13 protein-coding genes are annotated in these 16,382 nt (G+C 64.4%); 8 read left to right on the top strand and 5 right to left on the bottom strand.

Annotated elements, in window-relative coordinates; translation table 11 throughout:
• The first annotated feature begins 16 nt into the window (after positions 1–16).
• The 4 genes from JNB89_RS05455 (at position 17) to JNB89_RS05440 (ending at position 3,485) form a co-directional block, all read left to right on the top strand.
• On the top strand, positions 17–370 hold the full coding sequence (locus JNB89_RS05455; protein ID WP_013342935.1) for a RidA family protein: 354 nt from the start codon (positions 17–19) through the stop codon (positions 368–370).
• 191 nt (positions 371–561) lie between these two features.
• A complete protein-coding gene (locus JNB89_RS05450; protein ID WP_220361549.1) occupies positions 562–1,443 on the top strand; it encodes an RNA polymerase sigma-70 factor in 882 nt (293 codons plus the stop codon).
• Positions 1,444–1,556: 113 nt separating this feature from the next.
• Positions 1,557–2,567, top strand: coding sequence for a LysR family transcriptional regulator (locus JNB89_RS05445; RefSeq protein ID WP_013342933.1), 1,011 nt, complete (start codon positions 1,557–1,559; stop codon positions 2,565–2,567).
• A 162-nt stretch (positions 2,568–2,729) separates the two neighbouring features.
• Positions 2,730–3,485 carry an SDR family oxidoreductase gene (locus JNB89_RS05440; protein ID WP_220361548.1) on the top strand — a complete coding sequence of 252 codons (756 nt, stop codon included), beginning with the start codon at positions 2,730–2,732 and terminating at the stop codon, positions 3,483–3,485.
• 164 nt (positions 3,486–3,649) lie between these two features.
• Here JNB89_RS05440 and JNB89_RS05435 read toward each other — a convergent pair whose 3' ends face one another.
• A complete protein-coding gene (locus tag JNB89_RS05435) occupies positions 3,650–4,828 on the bottom strand; it encodes a GGDEF domain-containing protein (protein WP_220361547.1) in 1,179 nt (392 codons plus the stop codon).
• 329 nt (positions 4,829–5,157) lie between these two features.
• On the opposite strand from JNB89_RS05435, the gene JNB89_RS05430 reads away from it, so the two are divergent.
• Positions 5,158–6,360, top strand: a complete 1,203-nt coding sequence (locus JNB89_RS05430; RefSeq protein ID WP_220361546.1) for a hypothetical protein — start codon at positions 5,158–5,160, stop codon at positions 6,358–6,360.
• Between the two features lie 104 nt (positions 6,361–6,464).
• On the opposite strand, the gene JNB89_RS05425 is transcribed toward JNB89_RS05430, so the two are convergent.
• From JNB89_RS05425 to mhpT, 3 genes are read right to left on the bottom strand one after another with little or no spacing between them, the layout of a single operon-like run.
• Complete coding sequence (locus JNB89_RS05425) at positions 6,465–8,174, bottom strand: tannase/feruloyl esterase family alpha/beta hydrolase (protein ID WP_220361545.1); 1,710 nt, start codon at positions 8,172–8,174, stop codon at positions 6,465–6,467.
• Positions 8,175–8,184: 10 nt separating this feature from the next.
• A complete protein-coding gene (locus tag JNB89_RS05420) occupies positions 8,185–9,327 on the bottom strand; it encodes a porin (protein WP_013342928.1) in 1,143 nt (380 codons plus the stop codon).
• A 46-nt stretch (positions 9,328–9,373) separates the two neighbouring features.
• Positions 9,374–10,615 carry a 3-(3-hydroxy-phenyl)propionate transporter MhpT gene (gene mhpT, locus JNB89_RS05415; protein WP_431026578.1) on the bottom strand — a complete coding sequence of 414 codons (1,242 nt, stop codon included), beginning with the start codon at positions 10,613–10,615 and terminating at the stop codon, positions 9,374–9,376.
• Between the two features lie 461 nt (positions 10,616–11,076).
• Between mhpT and JNB89_RS05410 the strand changes: the two genes are divergently transcribed.
• From JNB89_RS05410 to JNB89_RS05400, 3 genes are all read left to right on the top strand, one after another.
• Positions 11,077–11,913: a p-hydroxycinnamoyl CoA hydratase/lyase gene (locus tag JNB89_RS05410; RefSeq protein ID WP_220361544.1), complete on the top strand. Its 837-nt coding sequence runs from the start codon at positions 11,077–11,079 to the stop codon at positions 11,911–11,913.
• 75 nt (positions 11,914–11,988) lie between these two features.
• Positions 11,989–13,440, top strand: a complete 1,452-nt coding sequence (locus JNB89_RS05405; RefSeq protein WP_220361543.1) for an aldehyde dehydrogenase — start codon at positions 11,989–11,991, stop codon at positions 13,438–13,440.
• Between the two features lie 77 nt (positions 13,441–13,517).
• Positions 13,518–15,407 carry a feruloyl-CoA synthase gene (locus JNB89_RS05400; protein WP_220361542.1) on the top strand — a complete coding sequence of 630 codons (1,890 nt, stop codon included), beginning with the start codon at positions 13,518–13,520 and terminating at the stop codon, positions 15,405–15,407.
• A 123-nt stretch (positions 15,408–15,530) separates the two neighbouring features.
• Here the strand turns inward: JNB89_RS05400 and JNB89_RS05395 are convergent, their stop codons facing one another.
• Complete coding sequence (locus JNB89_RS05395) at positions 15,531–16,220, bottom strand: hydrolase (RefSeq protein WP_013342923.1); 690 nt, start codon at positions 16,218–16,220, stop codon at positions 15,531–15,533.
• Positions 16,221–16,382 lie beyond the last annotated feature (162 nt).

Here is a 16,382-nt window from a genome sequence, read left to right as displayed (position 1 = left end):
TAACCAGGAAATTCCCATGACCGATATCGTTCGCATTGAAACCAACCAACGTATGAGCCGCGTCGTCAAGGCGGCCGGCCTTGTTTTCGTCGGCGGCCAGACCTCGGCCGATCACACCCCGGACGTGAAGCTGCAAACCGCCAAAGTGCTGGAGAAAATCGACGGCTTTCTCGAGAAAGCGGGCATCGACAAGACGAGGCTCGTGTCCGCGCAGGTGTGGCTCGCGGACATCGCACGCGACTTCGCCGGCATGAACGAGGTGTGGGACGCGTGGGTTCCGCAAGGCTGTGCGCCCACGCGAGCAACCGTGCAAGCGCGGCTCGCCGCGCCCGAACTGCTGGTCGAGATCGCAGTGGTCGCGCTGGCCTGACAGCGTGCGCGAGGCGGCGGCGATCGGCATGATTGCGCGCTGCCGGGGGCGGCCAGGGGCGGCCGCCTGAGCTGCCGTTGGCAAACGCGAGCGAAGGAGCCTCGCTAAACGAGTCCGCAGTCCATGGCAATATGCGCGTGTCCGCCCCGCTCACGCGCGGGGCCCGTCTCAACGCAACGGGAAGCAGCTCCATGGATGACGACGCCCGCGCCTTCAACGGTTTGCGCCCGCGTTTGCAGAAGATCGCTTATCGGATGCTCGGCTCAGTGGCCGAAGCGGAAGACATCGTGCAGGACGTCTGGCTGCGCTGGCACGCCGCGTCCCGCAAACAGATCGACAACGCGGAGGCGTGGCTCGTCGCGGTAACCACGCGCGTGTCGATCGACCGCCTGCGCGCTGCCAGAACGCAGCGCGAACACTACACGGGCGCCTGGCTGCCCGAACCACAATTGAGCGGCTCGCCCGCGACGCCGGAAGAAGCGGTCGAGCGCAGCGACGATGTGTCCGTCGCGTTCCTCATGCTGCTCGAGCGCCTGACGCCGGAAGCGCGCGCCGCCTTCCTGTTGCGCGAAGTATTCGACGCGGACTACGACGAGGTGGCAGCGGCAGTCGGCAAGACCGAGGCGGCCTGCCGCCAGCTGGTGAGCCGCGCGAAAGCGCAACTGCGCGAGGAACGGGCTCGCCAGATCGTGCCGCGCGAGACACACCGCCGGCTGCTGCAGATGTTTGCGCACGCTGTGGAGCGCGGCGACTTTCCGGCCATCAACGCGCTGCTCGCGGAAGATGCGCTGCTGATCGGCGACGGCGGCGGCAAAGTGCCGAGCCTCGGCAAGCCGTTGCACGGCGGCCGGCGCATCGCGCAGCTCTTCTATGCGGGTTCGCGCCGTTACGGCAGCGCAGTCAGCGTCAGGCTCGTGGTGCTCAACGGCGAATGGGCGCTGCTGCGCTTCATTCAGGGCAGGCTGGAAGCGGCGCTCTCGCTGGAAACAGACAGCGAGCGCATCATGCGCCTTCTGGTGCAGCGCAATCCCGACAAGCTCGCGCGTATTGCGGCGGCCTTTGCGAGCGCTTGAGGCGGTGCGCCCGGCGCGGGTGCCAAAGTCGCGCCGAAGTCGCCCCGAAGTCGGATGTCACAAACCGCACGACTGATACGTCTAGCCGGTTTTGGACTCCGACTCGCGCCTGCATGTCAGATTATCGATCTCTCCCGTCCGTCAGCAGCAGTCACGACCCGTTCGCGAACAGTTTCGCGACCACCTATGCCGGCGTCGTGTCGTTTCTCGCCGTGGCCAACGAGGGCAGCTTTGCGCGCGCGGGCGAGCGGCTAGGCATCGGCCGTTCGTCGGTGAGCCGCAACGTGCAGAAACTGGAGGCGCAACTCGAGGTGCGGCTGTTTCTGCGCACGACGCGCAAGACCTCGCTTACCCGCGAGGGGGAACTGTTCTACGAGCGCTGCCTGCCTGGCGTGGAGCGCATCGTGGAGGCGCTCGACGGCATGCGCGAGCTGCGCAGCGGGCCGCCGCGCGGTCATCTGAGGATTGCGTCGACGCCGGGTTTTGGACGCAGGGTCGTCGCACCGCTGCTGCGCGGTTTTCATGCGCGCTATCCCGACATCACGCTCGAATTGCTGCTCAGCGAACGCGTTGCGGACTTCACGACCGACCGCGTCGACGTGTCGTTTCGCGACGGCCGCATGGAAGACAGCGGCATCGTCGCGCGTCAGCTGATTGCGATGCAGATGGTGGTCTGCGCGTCGCCGGCTTATGCGCGAGTGCACGGCTTGCCGCGATGCGTGGAAGACCTCGCCGGGCATCGCTGCATCAACTTCTGCACGGCCTCGGGACGCGTCAAGGACTGGGAGTTCAAGGTCGACGGCCACCTCGTGCGGCATCAGCCCACCGCGCAGCACACGTTCAACGACGCCGATCTGATACTGCAAGCCGTGCTCGACGGTGTGGGCATCGCACAGTTGCCCGCCTACCAGGTGAGCGCCCTGCTGCGCGAGCGGCGCCTCGTCAGCTGTCTCGCGCAGCATGCGCCCGACGACGGCGGCCACTACATCTGCTACCTGAGCCGCAAGCACCTGCCGGCCCGCATCCGCGTATTCGTCGACTACATGACGGAGCACACGCGTGCGATGGACCTGCAATGCGCGAACACGATCACGGCTGCGCCGGAACTCGCGGTGGTCGGATGAAACGTGCGTCGCTCAGGTGTGCGCGCGCGGCACCCGTTGCGCGCCGATTGGTGCCGTGCGCGCAACACCGTGAGCCCGCGCAAGTGCCTACCGCCGCGCGCCGCGTGCGCATAGCATTGACTTCACGCGGCGCCTGCCGCCCAACGACAGAGGGACTGGATCATGAAGATCGTTATTATCGGCGGCACGGGCCTGATCGGCTCGAAGGCCTTGACCATTCTGCGCGATGCCGGTCACGAGGCGCTCGCTGCCTCGCCGCGCAACGGCATCAACACGCTCACCGGCGAAGGGCTCGCAGAGGCGCTGAACGGCGCGCAAGTGGTGATCGACCTCGCCAATTCCCCCTCGTTCGAAGACAAGGCGGTGCTCGACTTCTTCGAAACGTCCGGGCGCAACCTGCATGCGGCGGAGGCCGCGGCCGGCGTGCGGCATCACGTTGCGCTTTCCATTGTCGGCACGGACCGCACGCCCGAGAACGGCTATTTCCGCGCCAAGGTCGCGCAGGAGAAACTCATCGAGGCTTCGGGCGTTCCCTACACCATCATTCGCTCGACTCAGTTCATGGAATTTCTCGGCGGCATTGCAGCGTCGAGCACGCAGGGCAACACGGTGCGGCTGTCGCCCGGCCTCTTTCAGCCAATCGCGGCGGACGACGTGGCGGCCATCGTTGCGGATGTGGCGCTCGCTGCGCCGCGCAACGGCATAGTCGAAATTGCGGGGCCGCAGCGCGCGCCGTTCGACGAAATCATTGCCCGCTATCTGAAGGCGATCGGCGATCCGCGCGAAGTCGTGCGCGATTCCGAGGCACGCTATTTCGGCGGACGCGTCGACGAGCACTCGCTCGTGCCGCTCGGCGACGCGCGCCTCGGCCGTATCGGTCTGGACGAATGGCTGCGCAGCCAAAAGGCGGCCATCTGACGGTCAACGCAAGAGATCGCACCAGCCGAACCTCAGCGGCTTCTGAAACCGCCACTGTTGCGCCGCATTAAAGCGCGCGCTGCGCCCCACGATTCACCAGTTGGCCGCGCGCGGGGCCGGCGTCATACGCTTATGCGATGCCGCCGCAAGCAACACACCGCGCGCTATCTGACCACCCGCAGGCTCGCGGTCTTGCGCACGCCTTCAAGCCGGTTTCCACCGAGCGACTTGGCGCGGTAAAGCGCCTCGTCGCCAGCGGCCAGCAGTTCGCCAAGCGACTGCCCGGCATCTGCGGAATGCGCAAGGCCGATGCTGACGGTGGCCAGAATCTCCTTACCTTCCACGCGGTGCAAGACAGTCTGTGCGAAGCGCTCGACAATCGCCTCGCCCACCGCTTTCGCGCGCGCTTCGTCGTGGCGGGGCAGCAGCGCGGCGAACTCTTCTCCGCCAATGCGCGCGAGCACCGCGTCGTTACCCACCACGCTGCGGGCTATCTGCGCGAACGATTTGAGCACTTCGTCGCCGGTCTCGTGGCCGTAGCGGTCATTGAGCTTCTTGAAGTGATCGAGGTCGAGCGCCAGCAGCGCCAAGGGCCGGTTCTTGCCGCCTTCGGCGATCACGCGCTCGCCTTGTTCGAAGAACCATCTGCGATTGCCGAGCCCGGTCAGGTAATCGGTCTGCGATTCCTGCAATAGCCGGCCGTGGGTTTCCTCGCGAATCAGCTTGAGCAAGGTCATCGGCAATACGACCGAATAGAGCACGCCCTCATACATGGTGATTGCGCTCGCAGCCAGCAACAGACCGCTGCCATGCCGCGCCGCAAGCCACGGCAGAGCAACCGCGCGAGCCGCATAGGTGAATGCGTGAATGCCTGTTACCGCCACCGCGATATACCGCGACGGCAGCGCTTTGAAGCCGTCGCCTCGCAACAGTTCGCGCGACGTCATGCCGCTTGCGAGCGCAATTGGAATTGCGCTCACGTAGGCCCAGATCGGGCTCTCGAAGCGCGTTCCGCCCACCATCCACGTCAGTGCCATGACCACGAGCAGCCCGAGCGACGCAGCGCGATACTGCCGGCCGCTCAGCAGCGCGACGCCATGCAGCACCAGCAGATACCCGCTCAGAATGACCAGATTGCTGAGCGCGGAGCCCCACGGGCCCGGCACGTCGCGGCGGAACACCGCCGCCGCGCAGCCGATGGCGAGCGTCGCGTAGCCGGCCGCCAGCATTCGCAGCTCCGCGCTGCGGCCGGGATGACTTCGATGCTCCCAAAACGTCATACCGGAACTGGCCAGAAGCGTTCCGATGATCAGGAGGTAAAGGGTAAGGAGATCGACATGCATCGCTGACGGGAGGGTTCGACGCCGGCAAATCGCAGCGGCAGCGGCATTTTACAGTGCCGCCGCGCTCCCCGATAAAGGCGGGCCGAAGCACGCCGCGGTTTGCAAGGACACGCCAGAATGCGACATAAAAAGTCGCAAAACGTTGTTATTCAATCCGTTTATTTCAGAAACGCATCTGCTACCCTGAACCTGCCAGTTTCGTGCGAAGCAGCGCACCTGCGCCGGCTTCGCCATTCCGTTGCAGCCGGTCTACGCAGCGTAGGGTACGTCGCGCTCAGCGCGGCGTCTGCTTCCACGTATTCCTGATTAACCACGGCATGGAGCACGCGATGTTGGAACGGCTGGATTTGCGGGTCACCCTGATTGGCGCCTTACTGATTCTTGCAGGCTGCGGCGGTGGAGGTGGGGGCGGCGCGTCGAACCCCGGAGCCAACGGCGCGGGCGCTGCCGCGCCGGCACCCGCCGCGTCCGGCACGAGTACGACCGCGCCCACTCTGGCTGCGGCGACGCCGGTAATCGACGGCACCACGCTCGGCGAATCGAACTGGCCCACCGGTTCCACGTCGTCGGGCGGAACGGGCCAGCCCGTCAGCGGGCTGAACTGCGCGCTGCCCAGCAAGGGGTACACGTACACGCATTTGTCGATCTACCAGAATGGCCGCCAACTGGCGCTGCCCGCGAACGTCGGCAGCGTCGGCCCGACTATGGCCGCGCAGACCGGCTGCGTGTATCCGCTTCACACGGTCGATGCAAGCGGCAAGATCCATATGGACACGACGAGCGGCGCGTCGTACACGCTCGGCCAGTTCTTCGCGATCTGGGGCCAGCCGCTCGGCACCTCCAACGTGGCCGGTCTGAGCGGCTCCGAGGTCAGCATTTATGTGAACGACGGCGGCACGCTGTCGAAGTACACCGGCGACCCGGCAACCCTGGTGCTGCCGCCGCACGGCGAAATCACCATCATGGTCGGCACGCCGTTGACGCAGATTCCCACTTATACGTGGACCGATCCGCCGCCCTTCGACCCGAATCCCATTGCACTGAACTACGGCGGCGTGGTGGGCACGTCCTACTGGCCGAACGGCAACACGTCCACAGGCGGCACGGGCGGCGCGGTTGACGGTCTGATCTGCGCCTCCGGCATGGCGGAGCTGTACCACGTGCATGCGCATCTGGCGATCATCAAGGACGGCCAGTGGCTCGCGCTGCCGGCCAACGTGGGCATTCTTTCGCAGTGCAACTACGAAATGCACACGCACGACCAGACTGGCATCATCCATATCGAAACGCCGACCTTCAAGACCTTCACGCTCGGCCAGTTCTTCGACATTTGGGGACAGCCGCTCTCGAGCACGAATGTAGCGGGTATTACCGGAAACGTGGTGGCGTATATCAACGACAACGGCGACTCGCGCCGCTACATGGGCGACCTACGCAATATCGAGCTGACTTCGCTGCGCGACGTCACGTTGCAGATCGGCACGCCGCCAGTGAGCACGCTCGCGACTTATTCGTGGTACGAGCCGCAGTAATGCACCAGTCGCGGTGCTGCCGCAGACGTTGACGAAAAGTCGACGCGCCGCTGCGCCTCGTGCCGACTCCTTGCGAAGTCGACGCGAGACGCGGCGCTCGACAATCAGCTACTGCACGAAAAACTCGCCGCGGAGTTCACGTCGCCGCCCTTGTAGCGCGCGACTTTCGGATAAGGACACAGCGGCCGCGTGCGGCCCGCGCCCCAGTCCGCGGGCACTTCGCTGTTGGGTACCGCGTTGCTCGCGTCGCGTGCGGTCGCAACGATACTCTCGGGCGCCTTGCCCTGCTCCACCCATGCGACCATCGGCGTGAGCATGTCGAACTGGTCGGCAGCGGGACCGCCCGAACAGTGGTTCATGCCCGCAACCGTATAAAGCCGAGCGAAATTGCTCGCGTCGCCGCCATTGGCTGCGCTGAGGCGCTGGTACCAGTCGGTCGTGTCGTTCGACGAAAACACCGGGTCGCTTGTGCCGTGATACACCATGAGCTTCGCGCCGCGTTGCTTGAGTGCGCTCAGATTAGTTTCGTCCGGCGGCGTCATGAAGGACCATGACGATTGCGCGTATGCGCCGCTGGTCGCGAAAATTTTCGGCGCGTCCGTATCCATGCTGAAATTCAGCGCGTATGACGACAACTGGCTCAGCAACGAGGCGTCCTGCGGCGGCGTGGTGAAGGTGAACGCAGCGGCCGCCGGGTCGAGCGTGATCGAGTTGCTCTGCTTCCATTGCGCCCAGCCCGCTCCGCTCACGCCCGCATCGTACGGGAAGCTTGCATATAGCGCCGCGCCCGCGCTGTTGCGCGCCCCGGAGAACACGTTGCCGATGGCGTCTTTCTGCGCCGTGGTCAGACACGTGCCGTCGCGCACGTTGCCCGCGCAGGTGGGTACATCGGCGGCGAGGCTGAAATTGGCCTGGCAGGCCTTGATGTCCTGCACCATGCCGTCCGCTACGCCGTCCAGCGCGTCGCATTTCGCGAGAATGCGCGAGGCGACCAGTTGCCGTTCCGTTGCGGTAAAGCCGGTCTTGATGTCGGGCAGGCCATTTGCAGTAGTTGCGCTCGCAACCTTTGCGAATTGCTGCGCGCCCCACATCTCGCCAATGGCCGCCTTCGGCAAGTGGAAGCCAGGATCGCCTGCAATGATGCCGTCGTATTCCGCCGACGACCTCGCCGCCGCCACCATCGCATGACGCCCGCCGTTCGAGCAGCCCTCGAAGTAGCTGCGATCCGGCGCCTTGCCATACGCGCTGCGAATCGCCTGCTTGGCCATTGGCGTCAAGGTGGCAACCGCGTTGTAGCCGTAGTCGATACGCGCCTGCGGATCGAGCCCGAAAAGCGGATTCTGCGACGACGTGTGCCCCGCATCGGAGCTGATCACCGCGAAGCCCATGTTCAGCGCATTGTTGAGCGGGCCGCCGCCGCCGATCTCGCCGGTCGCCGTCACCACGTTGCCGTCCAGCCCGCCATTGGCCTGATAGAAGAAACGCCCGTTCCACGCGACCGGCAAGCGCATTTCGAAGCCTATCGCATACGTTTTTCCGTCGACGGCACTCACGCGCCGGTTCATCTCACCTCGCACGAGACAATGTTCGGCAATCGGTTTGCCCGCCACGGTGAGCGTTCCGGCAGGCACGTCCTGCACGGAATCGAACGTGGTGTTCGCGAACGACAGTTTGCTTGCCAACGTCGCGCAATTGCCGACCAGCGTTGCCGGGGTTGCGGCGCCCAGACGCGGCAAGCCCTGCAAATTGTCCGAAGAGCCCCCGCATGCGCTCAACGTGGCCGACACGCACATCGCAATCACAGACTTTCTCATTCGATTTCTCCTAGAACGCGTGCTTGATGCCGACCATCACGCCCGTCTGCCCCATGCCCGCGGCGGGCGTCGTGCCGCCACCGCCGCCGCTCACCGAATACCGTGCTTTCGCGCTGTTCGCGAGGTAGGCTGCCTGCGCATACACGGACGAGCGCTTGCTCAGCAGATACGTGGTGCGCAAGGTGCCCATCGTCGCGCGCGAGTCGTGTGCACTGTTGATGATGCGGAACACTTCTCCGTCGACCAGAAACGCGGGCGTGACGAAGTACGATGCGCCGACGAAGAAAAGATCCGAGCGCACGTTCGGCACCGCCGGGGAATCCGTCACCACGCGGCGGCCCAGCCAGCCCGCGCCAAGCTTCACGCCCGCGTATTGCGCATACGCGCTGACATGCGTGCGCGCGTCCTTGTCCGCGCCGTTGCCAAGCGGCGTGGGCGCGACGCCGTCGAAGAAGTTTGCCTGCCCGCTCGCGCCGCCGCGTTGTTCCTCATACGATGCCGCGATGCCGAAGTTCGGGGCGTCGTACTTGAGCATGACCGACCAGTCGCGGCATTCCGTGGGATGCCCGGCCACCGAACCCGCGCAGGTGCCCTGCCCGGGCGAATTGCCGGTGCCCGCCGAATCGCGGCCGAACGAATAGCCCGCTCCGAGCGTGAAGCCCTTGTACGAACCCATGTAGGTGATCGAGTTGTCGGCGCGCGCGTTCGGCACATAAGCGTCGAGCGAACCCATGCCATAGATGTCCGGGCCGATGATGTCCGCGCCTTGCAGCGACAGATAGGTCATCGTGTACTGGCGGCCGAATGCCAGCGTGCCGTACGGCCCCTTCACGCCGACGAAAGCCTGGCGCCCAAAGAGGCGTCCACCCTGCCCCGAACTGCCGTCACGAACGTTAAAGCCGCTTTCCAGGGTGAAAACGGCGCTATAGCCGCCGCCGAGATCTTCGACACCGCGCAGGCCCCAGCGCGAGGGCAATTCGCCCGTCACGGCGGGCATCCGGAACACGTGGCCGCCTGCCGCATTCGCATGCGACACGTACTCGATACCCGTGTCGATAATGCCGTAAAGCGTGACGCTCGACTGCGCGAGCGCACTCGTGCTGAGCGCACAAAGGGCGCCAGATACCAGAAGCCGGGTCTTGACTGTTTGCATCGCGATCGTCTCCAAACGTTGTTGTGTTTTTACTCAGGATGGCTCATCAATCTGCCGCACGCGGGCGGCGAATCAGCAGCAGCGCCGCCGCGGCGGCGATCAGCGTGACGGGAATGCTTGCGCCGATCACCGTCGACGAACTGCGCCCCATCGCGAGCAGTTGGCCCGCGGCGAGCGGCCCCACCACCGAACCGACGCGGCCCACCGCCACCGCGGCGCCCACGCCAGTGCCGCGCATCGCCGTCGGATAGAACGCGGCGGAAAGCGCATACAGCACCGACTGCCCGCCGATCACGAACATTCCGGCGCAGAATGCGGACACCATCAGCGCCGCGAAGCCGGGTGCAATCGACAACGCCGCGAGCGACGCAATAATCCCGATGTACATGCCCGACACAACCACGCCGCCGCGCAGGCGATCCATCAACATGCCGATGAAAAGCGCGCCGAGCCCGCCGCCGATGTTGAAAAAGATCTGCACGTAGCCCACTTCCGCTCGCGCGAGTCCACGCGCCGCCATCAGCGAGGGCAACCAGTTGAGCAGGAAGTAAAGGACGATCAGCGTGCAGAAGTAGCTGACCCATATTTGCAGCGTCGAAAGCCCGCGGTTTGCGCCGAACAGCACCTCGCCGACCGGCGCGGGCTTCGCGTTCATGCCGTGCGACGCCCGCTCGAACGCCGTGGATTCCGGCAGGAATGCGAGCAGCAGCGGCACCAGAAGCAGCGGCCCGGCTCCGCCGACGTAAAAGATATGACGCCACTCGGTATCGCCGGCACTGGCTATGCCGACCATAGAAGCAATCACGCCACCGAACGGAATGCCGCAGTACATCACGCTGACGGCCGTGTTGCGCGACTTTTGCGGCACGGCTTCGGACGACAACGCAATCAGGTTCGGCAACGCGCCGCCCAGGCCGATGCCGGTCAATACGCGCACGAACACCAGCATGCCGAAGCTGCTGACCAGTGCGGTCGCAATGGAAAGCACGCCGAACAGGCACGCGCATAGAATCAGAATGCGTTTGCGGCCAATCCGATCCGCGAGCCGTCCGCCCAGCATCGCGCCCGGCAATAGTCCAAAGGTGCCGGCACTGAACGCGAGTCCCATTTGCGCGACGCTCAGGCCGAATTCACGCGCCATGCGGGGCGCCGCAACGCCCACCGACTGAAGATCGAGCCCCTCGAGAAGGGCAACCGCGAAACAAAGGCTCAAAGTCATGACAGTGCCGGTGCGCGCGGCGGATTGCGTCATGCCGTCTCTTGGCGAGGCTGCTCTGGTGGATTTCATGTCTGTCTCCTTTCGGCCCGAAGCGACGCGCGTGCGTGCGTGATTCGGGCCCCATGCAAAGTGGATTGCTTGTTGTGTCGACGGCTGCCGCTGCCGGGTCTTTTTGTATCAGGCTTCCTGAGATTACAGGCAAATGAATGCGCGTTCATGAGAACGCGCAAAGCTCGCTGCGATCGGCCATATTAAATATCAGGCACCCTGACAAAACAAGCGCAGCGCATTCGGTGGATACCCCAGGTAAGCGGCGCGGTGCTCGGGCGCAAGGGTTTTCCCCGATCACATAGCGATTGTGTCGCAGGCCGCTTGATACTAGACTATGTATCAGGTTACCTGATACGACCCGGCGCTTCGGGCACGAGACAAACGCCTGCAGAAGCAACGCAGAAGCGAAACGGACGCAATCAGGTGCTCGCACATCACCACCGGCATTGATACGCGCGAAATGCGCTGGAGCTACAAACATGGCAAGTTACGAGGGTCGCTGGAAAACGGTCGACGTGAAAGTTCAGGAAGGCATCGCATGGGTGACGTTCAATCGTCCCGAGAAGCGCAATGCCATGAGCCCCACGCTGAACAGCGAAATGGTGCAGGTACTGGAAACGCTGGAGCTGGACGCCGATGCAAAAGTGCTCGTGCTGACCGGCGCAGGCGACGCGTGGACGGCGGGCATGGACCTGAAGGAGTACTTCCGTGAAGTCGATGCGGGCCCGGAAATCCTGCAGGAAAAGATTCGCCGCGACGCCTGCCAGTGGCAATGGAAGCTGCTGCGCATGTACTCGAAGCCGACCATCGCGATGGTCAACGGCTGGTGTTTCGGCGGGGGTTTCTCGCCGCTCGTTGCCTGCGACCTGGCAATTGCAGCAGACGAAGCCGTGTTCGGCCTGTCCGAGATCAACTGGGGCATTCCGCCGGGCAATCTGGTAAGCAAGGCGATGGCGGACACCGTCGGGCATCGGCAGGCGCTCTACTACATCATGACCGGCGACACTTTCGACGGCGCGCAGGCCGCGGCTATGGGGCTCGTCAACAAGAGCGTGCCGCGCGAGCAACTGCGCGCGGAGACCGTCGCATTGGCCGCGAAGCTGCTCGAAAAGAACCCTGTGGTTCTGCGCGCCGCAAAGCATGGCTTCAAACGCTCGCGCGAGCTGACGTGGGAGCAGAACGAAGATTATCTGTACGCGAAGCTCGATCAGGCGCAACTGCGCGATCCGGAAAAAGGCCGCGAAGAAGGACTGCGGCAGTTTCTCGATCAGAAATCGATCAAGCCGGGGCTGCAGGCGTACAAGCGCAGCGAATGACGCACGAATGAAGATGCCTGCGTGCTTTGCGATTGCAGCGCGCAGCATGACGAACGAGCAAAGGAGACAGCCATCGTGAACGAAGTAAGCATGTTGATCGCAGGCAAGGACTGCCCGGCTTCGAACGGCGCGACCTTCGAGCGCATCAACCCCGTCACCGGCGCGGTGGCTTCCCGCGCGCCGGCCGCCACGCTTGCCGACGCGGACGCCGCAGTTCAGGCCGCCGCTGCGGCTTTCCCCGCGTGGTCCGCATTGCGGCCAAGCGAGCGCCGCGCGCGCCTGCTGAAAGCCGCCGACATCATGGACGCGCGAGCCGGCGCGTTCATCGAATGCGGCATGGCGGAAACGGGTGCCATGGCCAACTGGTACGGCTTTAACGTTCATCTCGCGGCCAATATGCTGCGCGAAGCAGCAGCCATGACCACGCAAATAGACGGCAGCGTGATCCCCACGGATACGCCCGACAATCTCGCGCTCGCGGTGCGGCAGCCGTGCGGCGTGGTGCTAGGTATCGCGCCGTGGAATGCGCCGGTGATTCTCGGCACGCGCGCGCTCGCCATGCCGCTCGCGTGCGGCAACACCGTCGTGCTGAAGGCGTCGGAAGCCTGTCCGGGCGTGCACAGAATGATCGGCAGCGTGCTGCATGAAGCGGGACTCGGCGACGGCGTCGTCAACGTCGTGACGAATGCCCCTGACGATGCCCCCGCCATTGTCGAGCGTCTGATTGCGCATCCCGCCGTGCGGCGCGTGAACTTCACGGGCTCGACCCACGTGGGCCGCATCATTGCGATGCACGCGGCAAAGCACCTGAAGCCCGCGTTGCTTGAACTCGGCGGCAAGGCCCCGGTGCTCGTGCTCGACGACGCCGACCTCGATGCGGCAGTAGACGCGATTGCGTTCGGCGCGTTCTTCAATCAAGGGCAAATCTGCATGTCGACCGAGCGCGTGATCGTGCATCGCAGCGTGGCCGATGCGCTCGTCGGCAAGCTGGCCGACAAGGCCCGCCAACTGGTTGCCGACGCACCTACCTCCGGGCGTGCCGTGCTCGGCGCGATGGTCAGCGTGGATGCTGCGCGGCGCGCCGCCGCGCTGGTGGACGACGCGCGGCAGCATGGCGCGACGATACTCGGCGGCAGCGTGCCCGATGGCGCGATCATGCAGCCCACCATCGTCGATCAGGTCAGTCCGGCCATGAAGCTCTATGCCGAAGAGTCGTTCGCACCCGTCGTGACCGTGCTGCGCGTGGATAGCGACGACGAAGCGGTGCAGGTGGCCAACGACAGCGAGTTCGGTTTGTCGGCGGCCGTATTCAGCCGCGATATTGCGCGAGCGATGAGCGTGGCGAAACGCGTGGAGTCAGGCATTTGCCACATCAACGGGCCGACCGTGCACGACGAAGCGCAGATGCCGTTCGGCGGCGTGAAGGGCAGCGGCTACGGTCGTTTCGGCAGCAAAGCGTCGATTGCCGAGTTTACCGACCTGCGCTGGATTACGATTCAGACAGGCCCGCGCCACTATCCGGTCTGAAATACACGCCGTGCATCGGCATTATTCGAATCAGCATTCTTCGCGACAGACGGAGAGTGGCAGCAAGGAGACAATCAGTGAATTCGCAGCCGACGCAAACCCGTGTCGACAAGGAGGCATCCGTGCGTTATCGCGAAGTGCGGATAGGAGCGGCGCCTGCACGCGTGCGTCGCCATGGCGACGTGTGGTACATGAAGTCCGCGGCGGAACCCGGCGCGTACCCACAGCGCCTGACCGACCGGCTCGCGAGCGGCGCGCATGCGCACCCCGAGCGTTGGCTGGTCGCGCGCCGCGGCGCCGACGGCGCATGGCGCGGCATCAGCTACGCGCAGATGCTGCAGCACGCGCGGGCCATCGGCCAGGCGCTGCTCGATCGCAAGCTGTCGGCTGAGCGGCCGGTTGCGATTCTCTCCGGCAACGATCTCGAACACATGATGATCGCGCTCGGCGCCATGTGGGCTGGTGTGCCGTATGCACCCATTTCGCCGGCGTATTCGCTCGTGTCCAGCGACTACGGCAAACTGCGCCACGCACTCGAACTGCTCACGCCCGGCCTCGTGTTCGCGACGGATGCAGCCGCGTTCGCGAGCGCCATCGACACGAGCGTTGCCGCCGACGTCGAGGTCGTGGCAGCCACCGGCTCATGCGGGCGCGCGGTGACGGATCTCGCGGCGCTGCTCGACACCACGCCTGTAACAGTGGATGCTGCGCACGAGGCTATCGCCGCGGACAGCATCGCCAAGTTTCTCTTCACCTCCGGCTCCACGACTTTGCCGAAGGCTGTGCCCACCACACATCGCATGCTGTGCAGCAACCAGCAGATGCTGCTCGAAACTTTTCCGCAGTTCGCCGACGAGCCGCCCGTTCTGGTCGACTGGTTGCCGTGGAATCACACGTTCGGCGGCAGCCATAACGCGGGTATTGCGCTTTACAACGGCGGCACGCTTTATATCGACGACGGCAAGCCCGTGGCCGGCAAATTCGAGGAGACGCTGCGCAATCTGCGCGAGATCGCACCCACCATTTACTTCAACGTGCCGAAAGGCTGGGAAGAATTGACGAGCGCACTGGAAACCGACGCGCAATTGCGCGAGACGTTTTTCTCGCGCGTAAAGGTGTTTTTCTTCGCTGGCGCAGGGCTCTCGCAGGCAGCGTGGGACCGCTTGCAGCAGGTTACCGAACGCCATTGTGGCGAGCGCATCCGCATCATGGCGGGCCTCGGCATGACGGAGACTGCCCCGTCGTGTCTGTTCACGACGCTGCCGGCCCTGTGCGCGGGCTACGTGGGCGTGCCGGCGCCGGGTTGCGAAGTGAAGCTCGTGCCTGTGCAAGGCAAGCTCGAGGCGCGCTATCGCGGCCCCCATGTCATGCGCGGCTACTGGCGCATGGACCATGCAACGTCCGCACAATCGTTCGACGAAGAAGGCTATTACTGTAGCGGCGACGCGCTGAAATTCGTGGACCCGCAGCAGCCCGAACTGGGTCTGATGTTCGACGGCCGCATTGCCGAAGACTTCAAGCTGAGCTCAGGCACCTTCGTGAGCGTGGGGCCGATGCGTGCCCGAATCATCTCCGCTGGCGCGCCGTATGTGCAGGACGTAGTGGTCACCGGGCTCAATCGCGACGATGTCGGCGTGCTGGTGTTTCCACGGCTGGACGACTGCCGGCGGCTTGCGCAACTGCCCGCATCCGCGAGCGTGTCCGAAGTCGTGAATGCGCCTGCCGTGCGCGCGTTTTTTGCCGAACTGCTCGAGCGGCTCAATCGCGAATCGACGGGAGGCGCGACGCTGATTGCGCGCTTGCGTTTGCTCGAGGTCGCACCTTCGCTGGATCTCGGCGAGATCACCGACAAAGGCTCGATCAATCAGCGTGCGGTGCTCACGCACCGCGCGGAACTGGTGGAGGCGCTGCACGATCCCGTACGGCGCGACCTGCACGCGATTTACGCTGCGCACGTCTGGAGCTAAAGCGCGACGGCGCGTGGCACGCGAAAGCTCCGTGCCGCGCGCCGCGATTGCCGATATGCAATTGGTAATTGCCGTCAGGCATTCGCAATTGGCGAGGCACTGCCCCGCCAACCGCCTGCGCAATTACTTGCGTGCCGGCACCGGCGCGAGCACCTCGTGCGTGCCGACAGCGCGCTGCGCTGCCTTGTGGACCATCGTGTACGCGTAGTCAACGCCCATACCGTATGCGCCCGAATGCTCCTTGGCGATGCTCATGACGGCGTCGTACGTCTCCTTGTGTGCCCAGTCGCGTTGCCATTCGAGCATCACCTGTTGCCAGGTCACCGGCACCACGCCGGCCTGAATCATGCGCTGCATCGAATATTCGTGCGCTTCCTTCGACGTGCCGCCCGATGCGTCCGCAACCATGTAGATTTCGTAGTCGCCTTCGTCCATCGCGCACAGCGAGAACGTGTTGTTGCAGACTTCGGTCCACAGGCCCGCCACCACGACTTTCTTGCGGCCGTTCGCGGCGAGCGAATCACGCACTTTCTGATCGTCCCACGAATTCATCGACGTGCGCTCGAGCACCTTGTGGCCCGGAAACACGTCAAGCAATTCGGGGTACGTATAGCCCGAGAAGCTTTCCGATTCGACCGTCGTGATGGTGGTCGGAATGTTGAACACGCGTGCCGCCTTCGCAAGGGCAACCACGTTGTTCTTCAGCACCTGGCGGTCGATCGACTGAACGCCGAACGCCATTTGCGGCTGGTGGTCGATGAAGATGATCTGCGAGTTGGCAGGCGTCAGGACTTGCAGTTTCGGATTAGCCATGGCTTTGTACGTCCTAAGGGTTCGGTAAAGGGTTGCTGAACACCGGCGTTGCGGAGCGTCGGAACACATGCCGCGCTCGCTTCCGATGCGAGGAAAACTGCAACGCAGTCTATCGGCGCCCTTGTGTCGAGTCCTTGTGCAAGTCCTTAATCGTTCTTAAAA

The organism is Paraburkholderia phenoliruptrix, assembly GCF_019511605.1.
Lineage (GTDB): Bacteria > Pseudomonadota > Gammaproteobacteria > Burkholderiales > Burkholderiaceae > Paraburkholderia > Paraburkholderia phenoliruptrix_A.
Note: the sequence above shows the minus strand (reverse complement) of the source record. Positions and strands in the feature narration are given on the sequence as shown.

Bases quoted from the DNA above. Each gene is read 5' to 3' on its own strand.
- JNB89_RS05455 (WP_013342935.1), top strand. From the start codon at position 17: ATGACCGATATCGTTCGCATTGAAACCAACCAACGTATGAGCCGCGTC.
- JNB89_RS05450 (WP_220361549.1), top strand. From the start codon at position 562: ATGGATGACGACGCCCGCGCCTTCAACGGTTTGCGCCCGCGTTTGCAG.
- JNB89_RS05445 (WP_013342933.1), top strand. From the start codon at position 1,557: ATGTCAGATTATCGATCTCTCCCGTCCGTCAGCAGCAGTCACGACCCG.
- JNB89_RS05440 (WP_220361548.1), top strand. From the start codon at position 2,730: ATGAAGATCGTTATTATCGGCGGCACGGGCCTGATCGGCTCGAAGGCC.
- JNB89_RS05435 (WP_220361547.1), bottom strand. From the start codon at position 4,828: ATGCATGTCGATCTCCTTACCCTTTACCTCCTGATCATCGGAACGCTT.
- JNB89_RS05430 (WP_220361546.1), top strand. From the start codon at position 5,158: ATGTTGGAACGGCTGGATTTGCGGGTCACCCTGATTGGCGCCTTACTG.
- JNB89_RS05425 (WP_220361545.1), bottom strand. From the start codon at position 8,174: ATGAGAAAGTCTGTGATTGCGATGTGCGTGTCGGCCACGTTGAGCGCA.
- JNB89_RS05420 (WP_013342928.1), bottom strand. From the start codon at position 9,327: ATGCAAACAGTCAAGACCCGGCTTCTGGTATCTGGCGCCCTTTGTGCG.
- mhpT (WP_431026578.1), bottom strand. From the start codon at position 10,615: ATGAAATCCACCAGAGCAGCCTCGCCAAGAGACGGCATGACGCAATCC.
- JNB89_RS05410 (WP_220361544.1), top strand. From the start codon at position 11,077: ATGGCAAGTTACGAGGGTCGCTGGAAAACGGTCGACGTGAAAGTTCAG.
- JNB89_RS05395 (WP_013342923.1), bottom strand. From the start codon at position 16,220: ATGGCTAATCCGAAACTGCAAGTCCTGACGCCTGCCAACTCGCAGATC.